We start from the raw sequence: 22,137 nt of genomic DNA, 5'->3' as shown, positions 1-22,137 counted from the left end.
TGTAGTCGCAGTCCGACAGAGGAGAACACATGACATCGATCGTCCAGCGCCACCTGTTCGGCCCCGGACCGACCAACCCCTACCCCGAGGCCACCGAGGGCCTGGCTCGACCGCTGCTCGGCCACCTCGACCCGCAATTCCTCACGATCATGGACCAGACCTGCGACCGGCTGCGTGAGGCGTGGGGCACCGACAACGCGCGGACGCTCCCCCTCTCCGCGACCGGGTCAGCCGGCATGGAGGCGGCCTTCGTCAACACGGTGCACCCCGGCGATGTCGTCGTGGTCGCCGTCAACGGCCTCTTCGGCCAGCGGATGTGCGACGTTGCCGGCCGCTGCGGCGCCGAGGTGGTCCCGGTCGAGCACACCTGGGGCACCCCGGTCGACCCGGAACGGGTGCTGGCCGCCCACCCCTCCCCGAAGATCGTGGCCGCGGTGCACGCGGAGACGTCGACCGGCGTCCGCTCCGACATCGCAGCGCTCGGCGAGGCGGTCCACGCCTCCACCGACGCCCTCCTCGTCGTCGACGCGGTCACCTCGATCGGAGGCATCGAGCTGCGGGCCGACGACTGGGGCATCGACGTGGGCTACGCCGGCACCCAGAAGTGCCTGGGCGTCGCGCCCGGGCTTGCCCCCTTCACCATCAACGACCGCGCGTTTGCCCGGCGCGTGGAGCGGCCCCAGTCGTGGTACCTCGACCTGGGCCTGCTCGGTGGGTACGTCGGCGAGGCCGGCGCGAAGGGCGGTGGGCGCACCTACCACCACACCGCGCCGGTGGCGATGGTCAGCTCACTGCACGCGGGACTTGGCCGCATCCTCGACGAGGGCCTGGAGAACGTCTGGGCGCGGCACGCGGCCGCCGGTCAAGCGCTCCAGGACGGGCTCGAGGCGATGGGCCTCGAGCTCTTCGCGGAGAAGGGCTCGCGGCTGCCCGACCTGACCACGGTGCGCGTCCCGGACGGGGTCGACTCCGCCGCCGTACGACGCACGCTGCTCGAGCGCTACGACATCGAGATCGGCGGTGGGGCCGGCGAGTTCGCCGCATCGGTGTGGCGGATCGGCCTGATGGGCCCCAACGCCCGCCCGGACGCGGTCGTGCTGCTGCTGGGGGCACTGGCTGAGACGCTGGGGCGATAGGGCTCCGTCCCTGATCAGGAGGCAACCGGGTGGATCGCATGCATCTGGCTGGTGCCGGCGATCCACCACGTGCCTTCCGTCGTGCCCGAGTAGGGCGGGTGGGGCTCGAACCCACGACCCAAGGATTATGAGTCCTCTGCTCTAACCGACTGAGCTACCGCCCCTCGGCGGGTGAGCCTACCGGGCGGCGTCGGTCGCCGGGCCCGGGGCAACCAGGTTCACGCGCGAACGATCGGGAAGCAGCCTGCCGGTCGGTCCTAACGATGCTTGTCGTAGCTGTGGACGGCGACCAGCATGCCGATCGCGAGCAGCGACGTGACGGCAACCGTCGTGCAGAGAAACCAGACCATCGTGGTGGACACAGACATGGGACTTACCTTTCCGGCCATCAGGCCAGTGCGAGTTGCGTGGCGCTGAATCCCGGCCCCCGATGACGTCGTGCGGCCACACGTCGAACATACGCCTGCCGTGCCCGCTTCCCACGGGACCAAGGTCCTCAGCTGCCAGCCTTCTTGGTACGCCGGGTGGCCTGTGCCGTGCGCGGATCGTCGGGCCAGGCATGCTTGGGATAGCGACCCCGTAGGTCGGCCCGCACCCCCGGGTAGCCGTTGTCCCAGAACGAGTCGAGGTCGGCGGTGACCGCAGCCGGGCGGCTGGCCGGGGAGAGCAGGTGCAGCAGCAACGGCACTCGCCCGCCGGCCAGCGTTGGGACCGACGACCAGCCGAAGACCTCCTGGAGGCGTACGGCGAGCACCGGCTGCTCGGCCTCGTAGTCGATCCGGATGGTGGACCCACTGGGGACGTCGACGCGTTCTGGGGCGAGTTCGTCGAGCCGGCCGGCCGCGGGCCACGGCAGCAGCCGGCGGAGTGCGCTCGTCACGTCGACGCGTCGCAAGTCCTTCGCGCCGCGCACCCGGGCAAGCTCAGATCCCAACCAGGACTGGAGATTCTCGGTCAACGCGTCATCGCTGACGTCGGGCCACGGATCACCGAGCGACCGGTGCAGGAAGGAGAGTCGGGCTCGCAGCGAGCGAGCCGACTCCGACCAGGTGAACACCTCGAGCCCGTCGACGGCCAGGCCGTCCCGGATCGCTGCCGCCACCAGGTCGGGCGGCGGATCGGCAAGCGGCACCGAGGTGAGCTCGATGGCCCCGAGGAGCGTGCGTTGTCGGGCCAGCACACGGCCATCGCTCCAGCTGACGTCCTCGGTCTCGACCCACAGCGGAGCCGCCGCCTCGAGAGCGAGGTCCTCGGTCAGTGGCGCCGCCGAGCGGATCGTGGCCTCGCGCCGGCCAGGCCGTCGGTCGGCATCGGCCACCGCCAGCCATTCGAGACCGGACAGCGGGCCGGGGTCGCGCGGATCCAGCTCGGCGCCGGTGCCCGAGACCATCAGATAGGTGGTCGCTCCCCTGCGCTTGCGGGCGATCCGGTCCGGGTGGGCGAGGGCGATCACGAGGCCGACGGCGACGTCGTCGGTGAGGGTTCCCGGTGTCGACTCTGTCGGTCCGCCCTCGACCAGGCGTTCCAGGCGTCGAACCTGGCTTGCCCAGCCGGAGTGGTCTCGCCCGCCGCCGCGCAGGGAGCGGAGGGCTGCGACCAGGTCTCCCCCGGGTGCGCGCACTCCCTCGGCGAGCATGGCGACCACTTCAGCGGCTCGGCGTACGCCGACCAGGGGCGCGCCGTCGATCAGGGCCCGGGCGAGCCGCGGATCGGCGGGGACGTCGGCGATCCGCTGGCCGCGTCGGGTGACGCGACCCTCATCGTCGACGGCACCCAGCTCACGCAACACGGATCTCGCCGTGGCCATCGCGTGGGGCGGTGGCGGGTCGAGCAGGGCCAGTCCCGAAGCGTCGGGACTCCCCCATCGCGCCACCTCGAGGGCGAACGAGGTGAGGTCGGCGGTGGCTATCTCGGGTTCGGGATGCGCCGCCAGGTGGGAGTGGTCGGCCTCCGACCAGCAGCGCAGCACGGCACCCGGGCCGAGACGTCCGGCTCGACCCGCTCGTTGCTCGGCCGAGGCCCGGCTCACCGCGACGGTGACCAGCCCGGCCAGGCCGCGGCGATGGTCGGTGCGAGGCTCCCTGGAGAAACCGGCGTCCACGACCACGCGCACGCCGGGCACGGTCAGCGACGACTCCGCGACCGCGGTGGAGACCACCACGCGACGCAACGGTCCCTCGGTGAGTGCGCGGTCCTGCTGGGCGGACGGCAGTCGTCCGTGCAGGGGATGTACGTCGACACCGGCGCCGCTGAGTCGACGTACGGTCGCATCGACCTCGGCGACACCGGGCACGAAGACCAGCACGTCACCGTCGTGCTCGGCCAGCGCTCGCCGTACGGTCGCGGCGACGTGGTCGTGAAAGGCCGGGGTGATGCCGCGGTCGTCGGTGCGCCGCTGGCCCGCCGGCAGCGGGCACCAGACCTGCTCGACGGGATGCAGGGCCCCGGGCACCTTGACCACGGGCGCCGGCTCGACACCGCCCACCAGGGCCGCCGTCCGCTCGGCCTCGATCGTCGCGGACATCGCCACCAGGCGTAGATCCTCGCGCAGGTTCCGCCGGAGGTCGATCAGCAGGGCCAGAGCCAGGTCGGCATCGAGGTGCCGTTCGTGCACCTCGTCGAGGATCACCGCGTCGACGCCGGGCAGCGCCGGATCGCGCTGGACCCGGCGCAGCAGCAGCCCGGTCGTGACGACCTCGATCCTTGTGCTCGGACTGACCCGGCGATCACCGCGGACGGCGTACCCGACGGTCTCGCCGACACGTTCGCCGAGCAGCCCGGCCAGGCGTCGAGCGGCGGCGCGGGCCGCGATCCGACTCGGCTGGGTGACCACGACCCGGCCCTCGACCCCGGCTGCCACGCACGGTGGCACCAGCGTGGTCTTGCCCGTTCCGGGAGGCGCGTGCACGACGGCCAGACCGCGCCCGGCCAGCGCCTCGGCGATCGCCGGCAACCCCGCGACGACCGGCAGGTCGGGCGGGTCGGCGAGCAGTCGGGCGATCGTTGAGGGCACGCGTGCAGTGTGCCCGACCGTCACGCGCCGCGCGTGCTCAGGACTTCTTGGCCTCGAAGTGCTGGTAGTCCTTCAGCGAGTGCCAGCTGCCGCCCCAGTCGAAGCCACGCTTCTTGAACGACTTCACGACCGGGTCGTTCTTGGTGATCATGCCGGGCCGGACGTCGTCGCGGTCGAGGAACTCCGCGCCGGCCGGCGGCAGCACAAGGTCCCCCTTCACGTAGGGGTTCTCGATCGTGTTGATGTCGATCGCCTTGCCGTAGGAGTGGATCGAGAACCTGCCCGGGCTGCCGGTGATCGGACGGCAGTTGAACGACGACGTGTTGTCGGCGGCCATCGACGCGTCGTCGGAGCCGTCGTACTCCTCGATCAGCTGCATGCCCCGGATCGGGAACTCCTCGTCGAACATCTCGCTGAACACCGTGACCACCGTGTCGGCGACGTCCTTGTGCACCATCAGCTGCCCGCCGTCGTGGACCGTGCCGTCGAAGCCCCAGTAGTTCATCTCGATGATCCGCAGATCGTCGATCGGCACCGGGCAGCCCTCCTCCCACGAGACGCCGATCATCCGGTCGCGGTACTCCTCCGACACGGTGGTGACCGACGCGGAGAACTCCGGATCGTCAGGCGACGACGCGGAGACCGGTACGGCGCTGGCTGCCGGAGCGGCCATGACCAGTGTGGCGAGCGCGGCCACGGCGAGTCTGACGAGCATGGGAGTCCTCCCGAGAGGTTCGGCTGCTGGACCTTCGACCCTGCCACGGATGTCGGACTCACTCAACGCCTCATCACGCGAGGCGTGGTCGCGGGCGGTGCGCATCCGCCATGCTGGGTCGCATGACCGACGACGACACGACCGTCCTGCTCACCGGCGCCTCCGGCTTCGTGGGCCGGCGCCTGGCGCCGGTGCTGGTGGAGGCCGGCCACGAGGTGCGCGCCATGACCCGACGACCCGAGGAGTACGCCGGCGCGGGTGAAGCCGTCTTCGGCGACGTCGCCGACAGCGACTCGCTGGCCGCCGCCCTGACCGGCGTCGACGTCGCGATCTATCTGGTGCACTCCCTGGACCGTCCCGACTTCGAGAAGCGCGACGCCGACGCCGCACGCACGTTCGGCGCCGTGGCCGCCGCGTCCGGCGTACGCCAGATCGTCTACCTCGGTGGACTCGGTGCCGAGGACGCCGATCTGTCGGCGCACCTGCGCTCCCGCCGCGAGGTCGAGCAGCTGCTCGGCGAGGCGGGAGTGCCGGTCACCGTGCTGCGCGCCGCGATCGTCGTGGGCGACGGCGGCATCTCGTGGGAGCTCACCCGCCAGCTGGTCAAGCGACTGCCGGCCATGGTCGTGCCCAAGTGGGTCTCGACCCGCACGCAGCCGATCGCGATCGACGACGTGGTGCGCTACCTGGCCGGTGTCATCGGCCAGGAGTCCGCGCTGGGCCGGATCTTCGAGATCGGTGGCCCCGACCAGCTCACCTATCTCGAGATGCTCCAGGTGGTGGCCCGGGTGCAGGGGCGCCCGCTCCCGATCCTTCCGGTGCCGTTGCTCACGCCGCGCCTGTCGTCGTACTGGCTGGCGCTGGTGACCGACGTGGACGTCACGACCGGGCGCAACCTCATCGACTCGATGGGCACCGAGGTCGTGGTCACCGACCACTCCATCAGGGACGTCGTGCCCGGCGAGCCGTTGACCTACGCCGAGGCCGTACGCCGGGCGCTGGCCGACGGTGAGTGAAGGGGATCAGAACAGCCACGGCAACACGTAGAGCATGGTCACCGACCAGGTGACGTGGGTGATCGCCGGCGCGAGCAGGCCGCCGGATATCTGTCGCTGGCGACCGACCACGAGACCGAGCACGAGAGCCGCGAAGGCCAGCATCGGGTTCCCGGTCACCAACGTGACCAGTGCGTACGCCGCGGCCGTGACCAGCACCGGATGCCACGGCACGGCCTCGTAGAGCGCACCACGGAAGAACATCTCCTCGGCCACCCCGTTGACCACCGTCACCGTGAGCACCAGCGGGACGGAGCCCTGCGCGGCGTACTCGAGCACGGCGGCCACCCGGTCGGCGAGCACCGGCAGCTCACGGATCACCAGTGCCCCGGTCACGAACACCAGCGACAGGCCGCCACCGACGACGAGCGCAGGCAGCACAGGGCGCTCGGCGCCGACCCGGCCCAGGTGCAACGGGCCGGATGCCCAGGCTCCCGCGGCCCACACGGCGGCCAGAGCGAGCGTGGAGGGATAGAACCAGGCGCTGCCCGGCTCGATCCGCAGCGAGACCGCCAGCAGCACTGCGCCCAGGGCGGCCGTGCCGACCGTCACCCGCAGCCGGCGTCGCCCCGGCTCCGTGTGGCTCTCCATGCCCGGAGTCTAGGGAGTGGTCCCGAGAGACGAGAGCGACAGTCGTTTCATCGTGGGGGTCTGTTCCACGGGGTGAACGTGGCCGCACTGCGCACCATGTCCAGGGCGACCCGAGGGTCGTGCACGTCGGTGACGCGGTCGCCGCCACGACTACGAGGTGGCACACTCGCATCATGGAGGGCAGAACGGGTCAGTCGCAGCCGAATGTCCTGGTCGTCATGTTCGACCAGGTCGCACCGTCGGCACTGCGCTGCTACGGCAATCCGGTGACCGTCACCCCGACCATCGACCATTTGGCACGCACCGGGGTTGTCTTCGACGCGGCCTACTCCAACAGTCCCCTGTGCACCCCGGCGCGCTACTGCATGATGACGGGGCAGCTGCCCTCAGGGACCGGCGGCTACGACAACGCTGCCTACATGCCGAGCACGCAGCCGACGCTGGCCCACTACGCACGCCTCGCCGGCTACCGCACCGTTCTGGACGGCAAGATGCACTTCGTCGGGCCCGACCAGTTGCACGGTTTCGAGGAGCGGCGCACCACCGACATCTATCCGGCGGACTTCGGGTGGACCCCCAACTGGTTGCAGCCCGACGAGCGCATCGACTGGTGGATGCACAACATGGACTCCGTCAAGGAGGCCGGCACCGCCGAGGTGACCAACCAGCTCCTCTACGACGACGAGGTCGGCCACCAGGGCATCCGGGCGCTCCACGACCTGGCTCGTGCCGACGACGAGCGACCGTGGCTGCTCGTGGTCAGCTTCACCCACCCGCACGACCCCTACGTCACTCGCTCGCGCTACTGGGACCTCTACGACGGCGTCGACATCCCACTGCCGACGGTCGGCCGCGACGACGTGCCGCTCGATCCGCACACGGAGCGGCTCCGACGCTTGAGCGCGATGGACGCGGTCGAGATCACCGCCGAGGACACCCGGCGGGCGCGGCGCGCCTACTACTCCAACATCTCCTACCTCGACGAGTGGACGGGGCGGCTGATGTCGACCCTGGATGCGCTGCAGGTCCGCGACGACACCATCGTGGTGCTGCTCGCCGACCACGGTGACATGCTCGGTGAGCGTGGCCTCTGGTACAAGATGAGCTTCTTCGAGGACTCCGCCCGAATCCCGATGATCGTCAACGCGCCCGGCCGGTTCGCGCCCAAGCGGGTCGCCGATCCCGTGTCGCTGGTCGACGTCCTGCCCACGATCACCGAGCTCGCCGGTGACGGCGTACCTCCCAGTGTGATGCCGCTGGCCGGCCGCTCGTTGATTGATCTGTGTGGTGACCGGCCACTGGCGCAGGACCTCCTTCCCCGTGAGGTCGTCGGCGAGTACTGCGGCGAGGGTGCGATCGCCCCGATCCTGATGATTCGTCAGGGTGATCTGAAGTTCGTGCACTCCCCCGTCGACCCCGACCAGCTCTATGACCTCGCCGCGGATCCGCTGGAGCGGCGGAACCTCGTCGACGAGCCCGGGCTCGCCGGCGCCGTCGCATCATTGCGCCGCAGGGTCGCCGACGAGTGGGATCTCGACGCCCTCTACGACGACGTCGTCGCCGACCAGTCACGGCGCCGCCTGGTCGACACCGCGCTGCGTCTCGGCACCGTGACCCCGTGGGAGTACACACCTCCGGCAGACGCCAGTGGGCAGTACATGCGCAACCATCTCGACCTCAACGACGTCGAGCGTGGCGCCCGCTTCCCGCCGGCACCTGGCCGCGGCCGCACCGAGGATCCACGTCCTGACGAGAGCGCGCCCCGGGCGTGAGGAGGGGCGTTTCGACCCCGCCCTGGCTTTCGCGGTGACTGACGCCTCCTGCTGCGTACCCCGGACCGCCGGCTCGTCAGCACCTGGTCATGTGACGCTCGGCCTACTGTGCGTGTGCGTCGTCCGGGCTGGTCGGGTCGACGAAGACGTGCCGCACCTGTGGGTAGCGTGCCTGGATCCGGGCGTCGAGATCGTCGGCGGCGTGCTCGAACTCGTCGCTGGTCGGACCCTCGGCCAGGTCGATGCGGGCGGCGACCAGCACCTCGTCCGGTGAGAGGCGCATCGTCATCAGCTCCAGCAGGGCCTGGACGCCCGGGGTGCGTTCGATCTCCGCGGCGATCCCCTGCTCGACCTCCGGGTCGATCGCCTTGCCGATCAGGTGCTGCTGGTTCTGCCGGCCCAGCTCCGCGGCGATCCAGATCAGGAGTGCCGCGATGGCCAGGGAGGCGACCGCGTCCCACACCGGCTGCCCGGTCGCGTGCTCCAGGGCCACCCCTCCGGCCGCGAGCAGGATCCCCATCAGCGCGACGCCGTCCTCGTAGACGACCTGTCGCAGCGCAGGCTCGGCCCCGTGCGCCAAGTGGTCGCGGCTGCTCACTCCTCGCTCGCTCGCTTCGTGACTCAGCTGCCACAGGCCGCGCGCCAGCGAGGTCCCCTCGAAGAGGAACGCCACGGCGAGGACGACGTACGACCACATGGGCGGGCCGGACGGCTCGTTCTCGATCAGCACCCGGATCCCCTGGTAGGCGGAGAACCCGGCGCCCAGGACGAAGATGCCGACGGCCGCCAACAGCGACCAGAAGTAGCGCTCCATGCCGTAGCCGAAGGGGTGCTCACGGTCCGCGGGCTTGCGGCTGCGGTGCAGAGCCGTGAGCAGAAAGCCCTGGTTGATCGTGTCGGCCACCGAGTGGGCGGCCTCGGAGAGCATGGCCGCCGACCCGGAGACTGTACCGACGGTCAGTTTGGCGACGGCGATCGCGAGGTTGGCCACGCCCGCGAGGATGACGGTGGGCCGGGACTCCTCGCCCGTGCCGCCACTTCCCTGCCGGGCCGGTCCGGACCGACCAGCGTCGGCGCGCTCGGCCACCGGTCAGCCCTGCCACATGACGATCAGCCAGAAGACCCCCAGCACGACCAGGACGCCGACCACGGTGACCGCGACCACCTCACGTCCGATCTTCTCCCGATTGCGCAGGACGCGCCCTTTGCGCTCGGCGGCGCGATCAGGATCCACGTGCCCGTTGTCGCTCATCTCGTAGCGGTACCCACGCGGTCGGAGACCACACGGAGGCCGGGGGCGCCCGCGCCGTACGTCGACTCTCCGGGATCAGGCCACCCGAGCGAGCGCGGCCGCGAACTCGGTGATCCTCCCCTGCGGCGCCAGATCGGCCAGCCTGCGCGGATCGGTCGGCAGGTCATAGGCCGACGCCCCGCGCAGGGCCCGCTTGTCGAAGAAGGGCGCGACCTCGGGCCAGACCCGTTGCACCTCCCGACAGAAGATGTCGGCGCCGGTCGGGCCGATCCTCGGGAAGGCGCTCAAGGCGTCGCGGAGGCGCGGCAGATCCCGGTGGCAGTCCGGCCTGATCCGGCGGAGGTCTCCCCCGTATTCGTCGATGAGGTGTCTCGCGGCCTCCTCGAGCGCGGTGGACGTGCTCTCGTCGTAGCGCCGGTAGCCACCGCGGCCCAGGGCATCGACCCGCTGTTGCCAGGTCGCGTCCCGCATCCTCTCCGGCGTCCGCCAGCCGGCGGTGTAGAGCTCGCGAGCGGCGGCGACTGCGATCTGGGCAGAGATGCGGGTCGCGGACAACGTGGTGAGCACCAGCAGCTGGTAGAGCGGGGCCGGCTTGTCGCGCAGGGTGATGCCGGCCTCCTCGGCGAAGGTGGTGCCGTGCTCGTCCAGCAGACCGGTCACCCGGTCGGCCTGCGTCGATGCGGTGCTCACCACCCGGTGTGCTCGTCGGCGATGATGATGGCGAGAACGGCGATCTCCATGCCTTCCCGTACCCGTGCCGCGGATCGTCATGCGCCGGCGGTCGTGCCTCGGTCGTCGTACGGCATGGCCGAGGGCACGACTGGGTACCGCGGGCCCATGTCAAAGAACCGGAAGAGTCCCATCAAGGACATCGACGAGAAGGAGCTCTGGGTCCGTCACCCCAAGGACTACGCCGTCGGCATCCCAGGCATCGCGGTGTCGTTGAAACGGACCGTGGCGAGCATGGGCCCACTGCGCGCGGCCAGATCCCTGCTCAAGCTCAACCAGGTCGACGGCTTCGACTGTCAGGGATGCGCGTGGCCGGACCCGGCACCCGAGCACCGCAAGTCCGCGGAGTTCTGCGAGAACGGCGCCAAGGCCGTCGCCGAGGAGGCCACCACCCGACACGTGCCGCCGGAGTTCTTCGCCACGCACAGCATCCAGGAGCTCGAGCGGCACACCGACTTCTGGCTGGGGCATCAGGGGCGCCTCGTGCACCCGGTGGTACGCCGACGCGACGCCACGCACTACGAGCCGATCAGCTGGGACGATGCGTTCGCGCTGATCGGCACCACGTTGCGCGGGCTCGACAGCCCAGGTGAGGCGATCTTCTACACGTCCGGCAAGACGTCGAACGAGGCGGCGTACGCCTATCAGCTGTTCGCGCGGCAGTTCGGCACCAACAACCTGCCCGACTGCTCGAACATGTGCCACGAGTCGACCTCGGTGGCGCTCGCGGAGGCGATCGGCATCGGCAAGGGCTCGGTGCAGCTCCAGGACATCTACGACGCGGACCTGATCGTGATCAGCGGGCAGAACCCGGGCACCAACCATCCGCGGATGCTGACCGCGCTCGAGGTCGCGAAGAAGAACGGCGCCAAGATCCTGGCGATCAACCCCCTGCCCGAAGCGGGGCTGCTCAAGTTCGACAATCCTCAGACGGTGCGCGGGCTGAGCGGGGTCGGCACGCACCTGGCCGACCTGCACCTGCCGGTGCGGATCAACGGCGACCTGGCCCTGTGGCAGGCCTTCGGGCTGCTGCTCCTCGAGGAAGACGAGCGGCGTGGTGGTGGCGTGCTCGACCGGGACTTCATCGTGCAGCACACCTCCGGCTTCGACGACTGGGCCAAGGAGATCCGCACTCTCGACTGGGGCCTGGTCGAACGCGCAACCGGCCTCGACCGGGCCGAGATCGCACGCGGTGCGCGGATGCTGATCGACTCCGGTGCCACCGTGCACTGCTGGGCGATGGGCATCACCCAACACCGCAACGCGGTCGCGACGATCAAGGAGTTCACCAATGTCGCGCTGCTGCAGGGCAACATCGGGCGGCCCGGCGCCGGGCTGTGCCCCGTGCGCGGCCACTCCAACGTGCAGGGCGACCGCACCATGGGCATCTGGGAGAAGGTGCCGAAGCACTTCCTCGACGCACTCCAGCAGGAGTACGGCTTCGAGCCGCCGCAGGAGAACGGGCTCGACACCGTCGACTCGATCCGGGCACTGCGTGACGGCACGGCGAAGGTGTTCGTCGGCATGGGCGGCAACTTCGTCTCCGCGGCGCCGGACACCGTGGTCACCGAGAAGGCCATGCAGAACGCGGAGCTGACCGTGATGGTCTCCACGAAGCTGAACCGTTCCCATGTGCGTTGCGGCCACAGCGCACTGATCCTCCCGGCGTTGGGGCGCAGCGAGAGAGACCGCACCGGTGGCATCGACCAACGGGTCACCGTCGAGGACTCCATGTCGGCGGTGCATGCCTCCCGCGGACCACTCGAGCCGGCCAGCGAGCACCTGCGCTCGGAGGTGGACATCATCGCCTCGATGGCCCAGGCCACCCTGGGCCACGACACCAGCGTGCCGTGGTCGGACTACCGCGCCGACTACACCAATGTCCGTCGGGCGATCTCGCACGTCGTTCCCGGCTGTGCGTCCTACGACGAGAAGGTGGACCGGCCGGGCGGGTTCGTCCTCCCCCACCCGCCGCGCGACTCGCGGGAGTTCCCCACCAAGACCGGCAAGGCGATCTTCACGCCGAGCCCGCTGGCGGTGATCGACGTCCCCGAGGGGCGTCTGCTGCTGCAGAGCCTGCGCAGCCACGACCAGTTCAACACCACGATCTACGGCCTCGACGACCGCTATCGCGGGATCTCACGCGGGCGGCGGGTGGTCTTCGTGCACCGCGACGACATCACCGCGCTCGGCTTCGAGAACGGCGACATGGTCGACCTGGTCAGCGAGTGGGACGACGGCACCGAGCGGTCCGCGCCCTCGTTCCGGATCGTGGAGTACGACACCCCGCGCGGCTGCGCGGCGGCCTACTACCCCGAGGCGAACCCACTGGTGCCGCTCGACTCCACCGCCCGCGGGAGCAACTGCCCGACCTCGAAGTCCGTGGTGATCCGGCTGGAGCCGCCCAGCGGCGACGACGCCACCTCGGAGGGCGGTGGTGCCCCGATCGGCTCCGACCTCGGCCACAAGTCCGACGTGGCGCCGGAACACTTGAGCTAGCGGCTCTCCCGGCCACCACGCTCGAACTCCACGATGACGCGTGGACTGACGTGCGAGTGAGTCCTCAGACGCTCGGCCACGCCGGCGAACGGCTCGACCGGATGGGCTAACCCTCGTCACCCTCGAAGTCCTCGTTGATGTGACCGCTGAGCACCGACTCGTTCTGCGTCGACGTCGGTCGCCGGCGACGGTCGGCGCCATCGTCGTCGACCTTGACCAGCAACCAGTTGGCCTCGTCGCCGCCCATCCGGGTGTGGGTCAGGGCGAAGCCACCGGAGAGCTTCTCGCCGTGCAGCTCCACTTTCAGGTGGCCGTGGTCCAACGCCTGGGCGAGCGCCACCTCCTCGCCGTCCTCCTCGGTGAGGTTGTCGAAGGTTCCGGTGTCCCACACCACGACGGTGCCCGCGCCGTACCCCTCGCCGATGCGACCCTCGAAGTCGACGTAGTCGAGCGGATGGTCCTCGGTGCGGTGGGCCAGTCGCTTGTCGGACGGATTGAGAGAGGGCCCCTTGGGCACCGCCCACGAGACCAGGACGCCATCGATCTCGAGACGGAGGTCGAAGTGCAGGGAGCTCGCGTCGTGGCGCTGCACCACGAAGGACGTGCGCGTGCCCCGCGACGTCTTCCTGCCGCCGGCGGAGGGCTCGCCGGACGAGTCCGTGTCTCGCTTGCGCTCGTAGTCGCGGAGCTTGTCCTCAGTCATTCGCAACCTTCCCCGCACGGCTTCACGTGCTCGTCGTCAACCACGGCAGCATCGGCAGCGCCCATTCACGTCAGGTGCGCCAGACGCAGGACCGCTCGGTCGAGCCGTCCTTCCTCGGCCAGGATCTTGCGTTGTCTGGCCGCCCCCGTCCCACGCGAGAACAGGCGGCGCACCCCCTCTTCGACACGATCCAGGTCCCCGGGAGGCCCCAGCGCGGTCGCCACATGGGCGACCAGGGAGTCCACGACCTCGTGTGCCGCGCGCGGCCGGTGGGTGACCGGGTCGAGGAGATCACCGGAGGTGCCGTGCTTGCCCGCCTGCCACATCGCCAGCCGCAGCACCGCGACGGAGGCGGGATCCGGCTCCACACCCCGTCGCCACTCCGAGGCACCCGTGGAGACCAGCGCCCGTGCCAGCGCAGCGACGAGGACGGCGTCCCTCGGGTCCAGGCACACGTCGGCGACGCGGATCTCGAGGGTGGGGTACCTGCGCGAGGGCCGCGCGTCGAAGTAGGCCATCCCCTCGTCGAGCGGCACTCCCGTGTCCGTGAGCTGTCGCAGGTGCTCGGTGTAGGCCCGCCCGCTGCCGAAGACGTGCGTCGGCCCGTTCGTGGGCCAGCGAGTCAGCGCCTGCGAGCGGTAACTCTCGTAGCCGGAGTCGGTCCCCTGCCAGAACGGCGAGTTGGCACTGATCGCCAGCAGCACCGGTAGCCACACCCGGATCCGGTCCAGGGCGCCGATCGCCTCGTCGTCCGAGGTCACCGACACATGCACGTGACAGCCGCAGGTGAGCTGTTCGCTGGCGGTCAACCCGAACCGTTCGGTCATCTCTGAGTAGCGCTCGTCGTCGAACGTCCGTGGCCGCACCGGCAGCGGCGTGGTTCCGCTGGCCAGCACGAGGGTTCCCGTCTCGGCGGCGGCCGCGCGCGCCTTCTCCCGCCACCGGCCGATCTCGATCTCGAGCAGGCCGAGGTCCTCCTCGGGAGGAGTGTCCGTCTCGACCTGCTGTTCCTGGAGCTCCGGCCCGACCGATCCCCCGACATCGTCCGCATCGGCCTCGGTATCACCGCGCTGGTGGGCCACCCGCAGCACGTGGCTGGCCACCGACCGGGGTGCCCCGGTCTCGGCGTCCACCAGCAGGAGCTCCTCCTCGACCCCGACTGTCCTGAACTCGAGCGGGGTACCGGTCTCAGAAAGCTCGTTCACAGCGTCTCCCAACTGCCGCAGCTCGGTCGGTCCGCCGGCGGGCTCGGTTGCTCGGGACACACCCGCGCCGGAAGGATCCTCTCCAGATGTGCCGCCTCTTCGGATATGTCACCCAGTCCCCACGCTCCGTGGCCGATCTGCTCGGCGAGGACGGCCTGGCCGCCTTCACGTCGTTGACCTCGGTGCACTCCGACGGCTGGGGCATGGCCTGGCACGCGCAGGACGGCACCACCCGCACATCCAGCTCGCCGCGCTCGGCAGACATCGACGAAACCTACGGCCTGCTGGTGCGTGAGTCGCTCTCCTCGGCAGGGCTGGTGCACCTGCGCTGGGCATCGGGCGGTCTCGACGTACGACCCGAGAACACGCATCCGTTCTTCGCCCACGACGCAGCCTTCGCGCACAACGGGCACATCTTCCCGATCGCCGACCTCGAGGCCCTGTTGACTCCCGAGACCCGATCGATGCTGCGCGGCGACACCGACAGCGAACGCTACTTCCGCTTCGTCCACCAGTGCGTCGAGGAGCACGGTGACGAGGCCGTGGGCGTGACCACGGCACTGTCCACGCTGATCAAGAAGTTCCCCCGGTGCAGTCTCAACGCCCTGATGCTCACCCCGACCCACATGTTCGCGATCCACATCAACTCGCGCGCCGACTCCCCCTTGCGGGCGCTGCGTGAGCTGTTCGACGACGAGGGTGAGATTCCTCCACGTCACACCACGGAGTACTTCGCGATGGACTACCGCGAGCACGTCAGTGGGCTCGAGATCGTCTCCAGCGGCCTGGACCAGCCGGGTTGGACCCCGGTCCCGGCGGACACGGCGGTCATGGTCGACCTCGCCACCCGCGAGATCACCCGGTTGGACCCGATCGCCATCCTGGACGTCGACGATCACTGAGCCCACGACGTACGTCGGTGTGCCCTGCATGCGTCCTCCTCCCCATCCCGACAATGCGTCGACGGTCAAACCGGTGCTTGGTACGGCGTCACGGCCAACAGCCCGGCGAGGTGAGAGGCGTTGGCAGCAAGGGGCTCCGGGACGAGACACGTGAGGTTTGCCATGCAGGTAGGTACCCACCGCCGTGCTCGGTATGCCGGCCCGGGACTCGGCGTGCGGGTCAGGGACGAAGTGGCGGCCACTGCCAGCTGTGGCACGTGGATCCAGGACGGGTCGCGCCGGACTCGTCACTCTCGGCGAGGGCCGTCGCAGCCAACACCGTGGATCCACACGTCCTGCCAGGCCGGCGGGACGGCGAGCTCTCGGATCCTCCGCACGTCGGCCTCGGGAAGCCGTTCCCCTTCCGCATCGAGGTGGACGGAACCACGACGCGCGACCCCGGGTCCAGCCGGGCTCGTGTGATGTCACCCGCCGAAGCCGGACCATGGAACCCCGTCCTCATGACATGGACCGCGGAGCCCTCACACGGCGTACGGGAGGGCTCCGCGATCAGGGAGCGGGTCGAGACTTGCTCGACAGCGTCGCGCGCAGGCGCTGCCGGGAAGGTCTACGACCCGTGGTGTTGCCTGGACGTCGAAGCCGATTCGCACTGGCGCAGCGACTTCGACGCCACATGCCTGTACCCCGACCGCACCCGCTCATACCGGGTGAGGGCGATCCGCCAGCCGGCCCGGCAGGTCCGACGACAAGGTGGGTACCGCGCATCGCATGCGCACCTCCCCACACCCACCGCCGACTCGGCACCTGACCTTCGGCCACCTTCCGATCGTGTACGACGACCGCGTGCTGGAACCACGTCCGTGGACGGCAGCCCTGTGATGCCCAGTCAGGTTGGTCGAGAAGTTGTGACGACACGATCTGATGTCGTAGACGGGTGAAGACCTCCCGATGTGGAGTGGAGCTGTCTAGGAACCGCTCACGCATCAGGAGGTCTTCGTGTCCCACGCTACCCACACCAACGCTGCCCTGACACCACGCGCCCGTCTCCGCCTAGCACGTTTGGTCGTCGACCATGGCTGGCCACCAGCCCGTGCTGCTGAGCGTTACGACGTGTCGTGGCGGACCGCAAAGAAGTGGGCTGACCGCTACCGCGACGAAGGCCCGGACGGAATGCTCGACCGGTCCTCGGCCCCACACCACCAGCCCAACCGGACCCCGCAGCCCTTGGTACGCAAAATCGTGCACCTGCGCTGGAAGCAGCGGCTTGGGCCGGTCGAGATCGCCGACCGGCTCGGCATGGCTTCCTCGACCGTGCACGCGGTCCTGGTCCGCTGCCGGCTCAACCGACTCACCCACATCGACCGCGCGACTGGGGAACCGATCCGCCGCTACGAACACGAGAAGCCCGGCGACATGATCCACGTCGACGTCAAGAAACTCGGACGGATCCCCGACGGCGGAGGTTGGCGCTACCTCGGCAGGCAACAAGGCGACAAGAACCGCTCCACGACCGCGGCACGCACCGGTGGGCCCAAGAACAAGCACTACCAGCCTCTGATCGGGACCTGCTACCTGCACACCGTGATCGATGATCATTCCCGCGTGGCCTACGTCGAGGCCCACGACGACGAGAAGAAGGAAACGGCGGCCGCGGTCCTCAAGAACGCGGTTGCTTGGTTCGCCGAGCGTGACGTCGTCGTCAAGCGGGTCCTCTCCGACAACGGCAGCTGCTACAAGTCACACCTGTGGCGCAACACCTGCGCCGAACTCGGCATCACCCCGAAGAAGACGAGGCCCTACCGGCCACAGACCAACGGCAAGATCGAACGGTTCCACCGCACCTTGGCCGAGGGCTGGGCATTCAAGAAGTTCTACAGCTCCGAGAACGCCCGGCTCGCTGCCCTGCCATCATGGATCCACCAGTACAACCACCATCGGCCCCACTCAGCAATCGGGAAGGCCGCACCCATCACCAGATTGAACAACCTGGCTGGGCATCACACCTAGGCGGTCCCCGGCCGGGTCGCCTCCTGGAGCGCCGCTCGGCAGACCTCGACGGTGCGCGGCTCGTCACGCATTCTTCGACCCTGCTGCCCGCCCGCTGACCGCCCCGGGCTGCCCGAGGTCCCGCAACCTGGGGAGCACCTCGGCCCCGAACATGTCGATCATGTCCGCCCAGTGCGGGCCCATGTTGGCGACGTACACCTCCTCGAAGCCGGCGTCGACGTACGGCGCCAGCGCGGTCACGTGCTCGACGGGGTCCGAGCCACAGGTGACCTTGTCACGGGTCTGCTCGAGGGTGACCAGCTCCGCAGCCTGTTCGAAGTGGCGCGGTGACGGCAGCACCTGGGCCAGCTCTCCGGGGAGGCCGCTGGTGCCCCACACGCGGTGGGCGATCTCCAGTCCCTCCGCCGCTGTCGGGGCCCATGCAACCTTGGTGCCGGCCTGAGCGGGCTTGCCGCCCGACCTGTCCCGGAACCGCTCGAGCATCGCGGTGTCGGGTGACGTCGTGATGTAGCCGTCCGCGATGCGTGCGGCCACGTCGACGGCCTGCGGGCCGAATCCCGACATGAAGATCGGTGGTGGCTCGTCGGGGAGGGTGTAGATGCGCGCCGTGTCCACCCGATAATGGCTCCCGCGGTGGCTGACGAACTCGCCGGTCCACAGCCGGCGGATCAGGGCCACTGCCTCCTCCAGCATCTCCAGACGAATGTCGACCGTGGGCCAGGCGTCCCCCAGGATGTGTTCATTGAGCGCCTCGCCCGTGCCGACGCCGAGGGTGAAGCGGCCATCCAGCATCACCGCACAGGTGGCCGCTGCCTGCGCCACGATCGCCGGATTCATCCGAACGGTCGGGCAGGTCACCGCCGTGGTGACCGGCAGAGAGCATGCCTGTGACAGGGCCCCGATCACGGACCAGACGAACGGGCTCTGTCCCTGTTCGTCGTTCCACGGATGGAAGTGGTCGCTGATCCACAAGCAATCGAATCCGGCCGCCTCGGCCTTGACCGCCTGCGCGACCAGATCCTCGGGCCCGAACTCCTCACAGGACAGGAAGTAGCCGAAGCGCGGTCCCATCAGACCGCCCCGAGCTGCTCGAGCAGGGCCTGGTTGAAGGCCGGGATGTCGTCCGGCTTGCGGCTGGTCACGAGATTCCGGTCAACAACGACCTCCTCGTCGACCCACTCGCCGCCGGCGTTGCGCACATCAGTCTGCAGGCTCGGCCACGAGGTGAGCCTCCTGCCCGTCAGCTCACCTGTCTCGACGAGCGTCCAGATGGCGTGACAGATCGCGGCGACCGGCTTGTCCGCCTCGAGGAACGAGCGCACGAACTCGACAGCGTCCTCGTCCGTGCGGAGTTGGTCGCCGTTGGCCACTCCCCCCGGCAGCATGGCGGCGGCGTACGCGTCGGGGTCGGCGTCGCCCACGGTGCTGTCCACGTGGAAGGTGTCCGCCGGGTCGAGATGGTGGAAGGCCTGCACACTCCCCGCCTCCGGAGACAGCAGCCGGGGCTGCCACCCCGCTGCCACGAGTGCGTCCCACGGGCCGGTCAGTTCGACCTGTTCGATCCCCTCCGCGGCGACGAGCACGGCGATCTGCTTCGTGGCCTGTTCAGTGGTCATGCTGTGCAGTCCTTCCGTCGAGGTTTGGGCGGGACCGGTACCCCAGACTGCGAGCGGCAGCCGCCGGCCGCATGAATCAATCGCATGCGGGTACCACGTCGCCATGTCCACACCGCGCGCTCACCGGGCAGGTCGAGCAACTCGAGCTCTTCCACTGGTTCGTTCAGGCCCACCGGCAGGACCAGGGTGGGGAGCTGAAGACGGAGGCGGCCACGACCGAGGCCGGCGCCGTCCGTGACGCCCACGCCTGAGCGGAGCGGCCGCGAAGAGACCGTCGAGGAACGGGCGGACCGGAACTGGAACGAACTGCTGCAGGAGTTCCGGGTGCTCCAGACCGGCGTACAGATCTTGGGCGGGTTCTTGTTGACCCTCCCCTTCCAGCAACGCTTCGCCGACCTCGATGGCCCGCAACGTGTCCTCTACTTGGCTCTGGTTGTTCTGGCAGCCTCGTGCACGACGATGATGTTGGCACCCATTGCGCTGCACCGGCGACTGTTCCAGTGGCAACGCAAGCAGCGGCTGGTGATGGGTGGCCACTGGTTGGCCCAGATCGTGATGGTGCTCATCGGCTGCCTGGTCACCGGGACCGCGGTCTTCGTCTTCGACGTGGTTCTCGATCGCCGGGCCTCCATCATCGTGGGGATCGCGATGGCCACACTCGTGGTCTCGGTCCTGGTCATCGTTCCTCGCTGGGTGGGCGGCAGCAGGCCGCACGCCTGAGCAGGCAACCCGTGCGTCAGTGGCTCGGGTCGGCACGAGAGAGCGCGATCATGCTGCCGTCGACCTTGACGATCAGTCGAGCGCCTCGACGTGGGTGAAGGTCTGGGCCAGAGTGGCGAACAGCCTGTATTCGTCGGAGTTCTTTGCGCACCGCCCAGGGCGGTAGACCTCCACACCAGTGCGCTTGGTGCAGAGGTTCCGCCAGACAGGACCACGGTGACATCGGGGCCGCGCCCGGAGGTTCCGGGGTCATGGCGGTCCGGGGACGTGGTGGCCGGCAAGCCGGCACGCAGCACGCTCGCCGCCGGCGAGCCGGCTCTGTGGTGGTGGCCGAGTTGGCAGCAGGGGTTGGTGGGATCGTCATCGCGAGGTGGAGCGTCGCCACCGCAACCGTGGTCGCCACAACTGCGTGTGCGGCTCACGCGACGCCGTCTCCCGCTTGAGGTCGACCCTGCTTCGGGTCAGCGGCGGCGGCTCATCAAGCCGATTGGCGCCGTCGCCAGATCAGGTCACGAAGGTCGATCGCGGTCGTCGGCCCGCCGATCGCGCCGGAGGTCGTGTAACGCCCACCCCGACGGAGCACCTTGAGGATCGGGCCGAACAGCTCACCGCCGACGACATCCGCGACGACGTCGATCCCCTGCTCCCCAACCAGGCCTTCCACGGACTCCTGAAGGGTGGCGGCGTCGCGGGGCACGAAGTGCTCCGCGCCCAGCGCAAGCAGGCGGTCGCGCTTCGACTCGCTGGCGACGGCGACGACGCGCGCGCCGCGCACCAACGCCAGCTGGATGAGGGCGCTGCCCACACCTCCGGCGACACCGGTGACCAGGATGCTCTCGCCTTCGCCGAGGTCTGCCCGGACCAGCATCTCCTCGGCCGAGTCGTACGAACACGGAAAGGTTGCCAGGTCCGCGTCACTGAGGCCGCTGTCGACGACGTGCGCGTTGAGGGACGGCACAACCACGAACTCGGCGAATTCGCCGCCGACCTCGAGGCGGAGAATCCCTTGCTTGAGCCGGACCAGTTCCGGACGCTGATCACCTCGACCGTGCCATCCAACGCCGAAGCCGTACGGCAGGTCGCCAAGATCATCACGAGCTACGAGGGCCGCTCGGGTGCTGCCGATATCACCATCGGCGACGATCATTCCACCGACGACGCTGAGCTGCGCCTAAGTTCGACCGGCATGCTCTCCATCGAGCCGCTCGGTCTGAACCTCACAGCCACTAGCCTGACTGCCGACGAGGCACGGGCTTGCGCGGCCCTGGTCGACATCACTCGGGAGACGTCGACCGTGCCAATGCCGGTAGGCGGATCTGACTCGCTTGTCGATACGGCAGGGGCACTGAACCAGGGCCTGACCGTTGCACGGCCAGCGGACGGCCCTGCTGGCGACCGATCACTGTTGCCATTGCCCGCCCACGAATACGAGTCGCGCGCGGCCACACTTGCAAAGGACGTTGAGCGCCTCGCCCCGGTGGTCTCTGAGGCCGCTGCGCAGCAGGTGCAGGAGCGGGACCCTCAGCTCGACGAGGACGTCGCCCGCTGGCAGGCCTCCCGACTCATGGGCCCAAACCTCACTATTCTTGGTCCGGTGAGCGCCCGGACGTTGGGTGACGTGCGCAAGATGGCGCATCGTCGTCCCTTCTACGTTGAGCTCCTTGCGTACCTCGTCCTCCACACGAAGGGCGTTACTGCAGACGAAGTCGCAAAAGCCTTTGGACTACAGCCTGAGCGAGCGCGGAAGGACATGGGGATCATCCGAGGATGGCTCGGGAGAGACCAACGGACCGGCAAACCACACCTGCCGAACGCACGCCAGACCCACGCCAGCGGCGTCCAAGGCAGATACGTCGTCCACGGAGTGGCAACCGATGCTGGCTCCTGGATGGTGAGCGACTCGACCACATCATGACTTGCGCCATCGTCGACACCGCCCACATCGTCACGACCCACGCGCTCGCCGTGGGTGACCTGGGGCTGGCCCGATTCGCCGCCGAGACAAGTGTCGAGGCCGCGCCGTATGACGACACCGCTCAGCTGGACATGGTCGCCGTCGACAGAGCCGCAGGAGACGACCAGCGCGCGGAACGTCGATTCGTTGAGAACGTCCTTGAGAGGACTGACGATGACCTCGCCCCCATCGACGTACCAGAACACTCAGCGGACATCAGTCGGCAGCGAAGGTGGGACAAGCGCCGTGCGCGCTCGCCTGGGTAGCA

The 22,137-nt window shown here is 69.3% G+C and carries 21 protein-coding genes and 1 tRNA gene; 9 read left to right on the top strand and 13 right to left on the bottom strand.

The genetic code is table 11. The features are described 5' to 3' along the window. Window positions 1-29 precede the first annotated feature (29 nt). Entirely contained in the window at window positions 30-1,136 is a 1,107-nt protein-coding gene (locus NJ4_RS08210; protein WP_067432842.1) for a pyridoxal-phosphate-dependent aminotransferase family protein, read from the top strand. Window positions 1,137-1,226: 90 nt separating this feature from the next. Here the strand turns inward: NJ4_RS08210 and NJ4_RS08205 are convergent. The 3 genes from NJ4_RS08205 to NJ4_RS08195 all read right to left on the bottom strand — a co-directional run bounded on the left by NJ4_RS08205 (window position 1,227) and on the right by NJ4_RS08195 (window position 4,864). Further along, a tRNA-Ile gene (locus NJ4_RS08205) sits at window positions 1,227-1,300 on the bottom strand. Between the two features lie 332 nt (window positions 1,301-1,632). Continuing rightward, window positions 1,633-4,149 carry an ATP-dependent helicase HrpB gene (hrpB, locus tag NJ4_RS08200; RefSeq protein WP_245644506.1) on the bottom strand — a complete coding sequence of 839 codons (2,517 nt, stop codon included), beginning with the start codon at window positions 4,147-4,149 and terminating at the stop codon, window positions 1,633-1,635. 37 nt (window positions 4,150-4,186) lie between these two features. Continuing rightward, the gene (locus NJ4_RS08195; protein ID WP_067432839.1) at window positions 4,187-4,864 is read right to left on the bottom strand and encodes a M15 family metallopeptidase; all 678 of its coding nucleotides are present in this window, start codon (window positions 4,862-4,864) and stop codon (window positions 4,187-4,189) included. A gap of 122 nt (window positions 4,865-4,986) precedes the next feature. Here NJ4_RS08195 and NJ4_RS08190 point away from each other — a divergent pair, with 122 nt between their 5' ends. Further along, the gene (locus NJ4_RS08190) at window positions 4,987-5,880 is read left to right on the top strand and encodes an NAD(P)H-binding protein (protein ID WP_067432904.1); all 894 of its coding nucleotides are present in this window, start codon (window positions 4,987-4,989) and stop codon (window positions 5,878-5,880) included. 6 nt (window positions 5,881-5,886) lie between these two features. On the opposite strand, the gene NJ4_RS08185 is transcribed toward NJ4_RS08190, so the two are convergent. Further along, a complete protein-coding gene (locus NJ4_RS08185) occupies window positions 5,887-6,510 on the bottom strand; it encodes a CPBP family intramembrane glutamic endopeptidase (RefSeq protein WP_067432835.1) in 624 nt (207 codons plus the stop codon). A 173-nt stretch (window positions 6,511-6,683) separates the two neighbouring features. Here NJ4_RS08185 and betC point away from each other — a divergent pair, with 173 nt between their 5' ends. Beyond that, entirely contained in the window at window positions 6,684-8,282 is a 1,599-nt protein-coding gene (betC, locus tag NJ4_RS08180) for a choline-sulfatase (protein WP_067432832.1), read from the top strand. A 103-nt stretch (window positions 8,283-8,385) separates the two neighbouring features. Here betC and NJ4_RS08175 read toward each other — a convergent pair whose 3' ends face one another. The 3 genes from NJ4_RS08175 to NJ4_RS08170 form a co-directional block, all read right to left on the bottom strand. Continuing rightward, window positions 8,386-9,369: a cation diffusion facilitator family transporter gene (locus NJ4_RS08175; protein WP_082748296.1), complete on the bottom strand. Its 984-nt coding sequence runs from the start codon at window positions 9,367-9,369 to the stop codon at window positions 8,386-8,388. 3 nt (window positions 9,370-9,372) lie between these two features. After that, window positions 9,373-9,534 (bottom strand): hypothetical protein, encoded by a 162-nt coding sequence (locus NJ4_RS25595; RefSeq protein WP_157550930.1) that lies wholly within the window; start codon window positions 9,532-9,534, stop codon window positions 9,373-9,375. Between the two features lie 75 nt (window positions 9,535-9,609). Then, on the bottom strand, window positions 9,610-10,224 hold the full coding sequence (locus NJ4_RS08170) for an HhH-GDP family DNA glycosylase (protein ID WP_067432899.1): 615 nt from the start codon (window positions 10,222-10,224) through the stop codon (window positions 9,610-9,612). A gap of 147 nt (window positions 10,225-10,371) precedes the next feature. Between NJ4_RS08170 and NJ4_RS08165 the strand changes: the two genes are divergently transcribed. Further along, entirely contained in the window at window positions 10,372-12,762 is a 2,391-nt protein-coding gene (locus tag NJ4_RS08165) for an FdhF/YdeP family oxidoreductase (RefSeq protein WP_067432830.1), read from the top strand. 106 nt (window positions 12,763-12,868) lie between these two features. Here NJ4_RS08165 and NJ4_RS08160 read toward each other — a convergent pair whose 3' ends face one another. Together NJ4_RS08160 and NJ4_RS08155 are read right to left on the bottom strand one after the other, a co-directional pair. After that, window positions 12,869-13,465, bottom strand: coding sequence for a DNA polymerase ligase N-terminal domain-containing protein (locus tag NJ4_RS08160; RefSeq protein WP_067432827.1), 597 nt, complete (start codon window positions 13,463-13,465; stop codon window positions 12,869-12,871). Between the two features lie 65 nt (window positions 13,466-13,530). After that, window positions 13,531-14,670 (bottom strand): carboxylate-amine ligase, encoded by a 1,140-nt coding sequence (locus NJ4_RS08155; protein ID WP_067432897.1) that lies wholly within the window; start codon window positions 14,668-14,670, stop codon window positions 13,531-13,533. A gap of 86 nt (window positions 14,671-14,756) precedes the next feature. On the opposite strand from NJ4_RS08155, the gene NJ4_RS08150 reads away from it, so the two are divergent. After that, complete coding sequence (locus NJ4_RS08150) at window positions 14,757-15,572, top strand: class II glutamine amidotransferase (RefSeq protein ID WP_067432824.1); 816 nt, start codon at window positions 14,757-14,759, stop codon at window positions 15,570-15,572. Between the two features lie 287 nt (window positions 15,573-15,859). On the opposite strand, the gene NJ4_RS27150 is transcribed toward NJ4_RS08150, so the two are convergent. After that, a complete protein-coding gene (locus tag NJ4_RS27150; protein WP_407668051.1) occupies window positions 15,860-15,949 on the bottom strand; it encodes a hypothetical protein in 90 nt (29 codons plus the stop codon). A 619-nt stretch (window positions 15,950-16,568) separates the two neighbouring features. Between NJ4_RS27150 and NJ4_RS08145 the strand changes: the two genes are divergently transcribed. After that, the gene (locus NJ4_RS08145; protein ID WP_067432821.1) at window positions 16,569-17,579 is read left to right on the top strand and encodes an IS481 family transposase; all 1,011 of its coding nucleotides are present in this window, start codon (window positions 16,569-16,571) and stop codon (window positions 17,577-17,579) included. A 63-nt stretch (window positions 17,580-17,642) separates the two neighbouring features. Here the strand turns inward: NJ4_RS08145 and NJ4_RS08140 are convergent, their stop codons facing one another. Together NJ4_RS08140 and NJ4_RS08135 are read right to left on the bottom strand one after the other, a co-directional pair. Then, on the bottom strand, window positions 17,643-18,650 hold the full coding sequence (locus tag NJ4_RS08140; RefSeq protein WP_067432818.1) for a TIGR03557 family F420-dependent LLM class oxidoreductase: 1,008 nt from the start codon (window positions 18,648-18,650) through the stop codon (window positions 17,643-17,645). Then, a complete protein-coding gene (locus NJ4_RS08135; RefSeq protein WP_067432816.1) occupies window positions 18,650-19,195 on the bottom strand; it encodes a type 1 glutamine amidotransferase domain-containing protein in 546 nt (181 codons plus the stop codon). The genes NJ4_RS08140 and NJ4_RS08135 overlap by 1 nt, the downstream gene beginning before the upstream one ends. 234 nt (window positions 19,196-19,429) lie before the next feature. Between NJ4_RS08135 and NJ4_RS08125 the strand changes: the two genes are divergently transcribed. Then, window positions 19,430-19,915 carry a DUF6328 family protein gene (locus NJ4_RS08125; RefSeq protein WP_067432810.1) on the top strand — a complete coding sequence of 162 codons (486 nt, stop codon included), beginning with the start codon at window positions 19,430-19,432 and terminating at the stop codon, window positions 19,913-19,915. A gap of 478 nt (window positions 19,916-20,393) precedes the next feature. On the opposite strand, the gene NJ4_RS08120 is transcribed toward NJ4_RS08125, so the two are convergent. Then, the gene (locus tag NJ4_RS08120) at window positions 20,394-21,062 is read right to left on the bottom strand and encodes a zinc-binding dehydrogenase (protein WP_082748295.1); all 669 of its coding nucleotides are present in this window, start codon (window positions 21,060-21,062) and stop codon (window positions 20,394-20,396) included. A 39-nt stretch (window positions 21,063-21,101) separates the two neighbouring features. Between NJ4_RS08120 and NJ4_RS08115 the strand changes: the two genes are divergently transcribed. Both NJ4_RS08115 and NJ4_RS08110 read left to right on the top strand, forming a co-directional pair. Then, complete coding sequence (locus NJ4_RS08115; protein ID WP_082748294.1) at window positions 21,102-21,830, top strand: hypothetical protein; 729 nt, start codon at window positions 21,102-21,104, stop codon at window positions 21,828-21,830. Then, a complete protein-coding gene (locus NJ4_RS08110; protein WP_067432800.1) occupies window positions 21,827-22,135 on the top strand; it encodes a hypothetical protein in 309 nt (102 codons plus the stop codon). Before NJ4_RS08115 ends, NJ4_RS08110 begins: the two co-directional genes overlap by 4 nt. Window positions 22,136-22,137 lie beyond the last annotated feature (2 nt).

Source organism: Nocardioides jensenii JCM 1364 = NBRC 14755 (genome assembly GCF_001552535.1).
Lineage (GTDB): Bacteria > Actinomycetota > Actinomycetes > Propionibacteriales > Nocardioidaceae > Nocardioides > Nocardioides jensenii.
This window is presented reverse-complemented; position numbering and strand designations above follow the sequence as displayed.